This window comes from Streptomyces sparsus, from assembly GCF_054776295.1.
Genome location: NZ_BAAHCA010001044.1, coordinates 1 through 706, shown reverse-complemented (window position 1 = coordinate 706; position 706 = coordinate 1). Strand labels below are relative to the sequence as shown.

Here is a 706-nt window from a genome sequence, read left to right as displayed (position 1 = left end):
CGCGTCCGATCGGGTGGCGCCTGGCCAGCACCAGGTCGGCGCGTTCGTCGGCCACCGGTTCGGCGACGTCCAGCACGCCCGCGGGGTCCAGGGACCCGTCGCAGTCGCAGAAGGCGACGAGTTCGGCGTCGGCGGCGAGCAGTCCGGCGTGGCAGGCCGCGCCGAAGCCGCGCCGCGGCTCGTGCACGACGGTCGCGCCGAGTTCGCGCGCGAGGTCGGCCGAGCCGTCGGTGGATCCGTTGTCCACGACGATCGGGTGCCAGCCCTTGGGTACCCGGCCGAGGACCCAGGGCAGTGCCCCGGCCTCGTCCAGGCAGGGCAGCACCAGATTCCCTTGCTGTGTTGGCATGGAGTTCATCTCTTTCACCCTACGAGGACAAACCCCCCATAAGGGATCGTCACTCCTTACGAAACGCGGACATCACCGTCTGGCGACACTCTTCCGGCGGTCCTGGCCTCGGCGGATGCAAGACTCGGCGCATGAGTGAGCGCACCGCGCACCGACGTGTCCTGGTGGTCGACGACGACCCGACCGTGCTGGAGGTGGTCGCCGGCTACCTCACGCGGGCCGGCTTCGCCGTGGACCGGGCCGTCGACGGGCCGTCCGCCCTCGACCGCGCCCGCACCGCGCCGCCGGACCTGGTGGTGCTGGACCTGATGCTGCCCGGACGGGACGGCATCGAGGTGTGCCGGCGGCTGCGCGCCG

2 protein-coding genes are annotated in these 706 nt (G+C 72.1%); one reads left to right on the top strand and one right to left on the bottom strand.

Annotated elements, in window-relative coordinates; all coding sequences use genetic code 11:
• Positions 1-358: glycosyltransferase family 2 protein (locus ACYVE9_RS26140; protein WP_461030367.1), on the bottom strand; the 358-nt coding region annotated here is incomplete at its 3' end.
• A gap of 122 nt (positions 359-480) precedes the next feature.
• Here ACYVE9_RS26140 and ACYVE9_RS26135 point away from each other — a divergent pair.
• On the top strand, positions 481-706 hold a 226-nt coding region (locus tag ACYVE9_RS26135), incomplete at its 3' end, for a response regulator (RefSeq protein WP_461030366.1).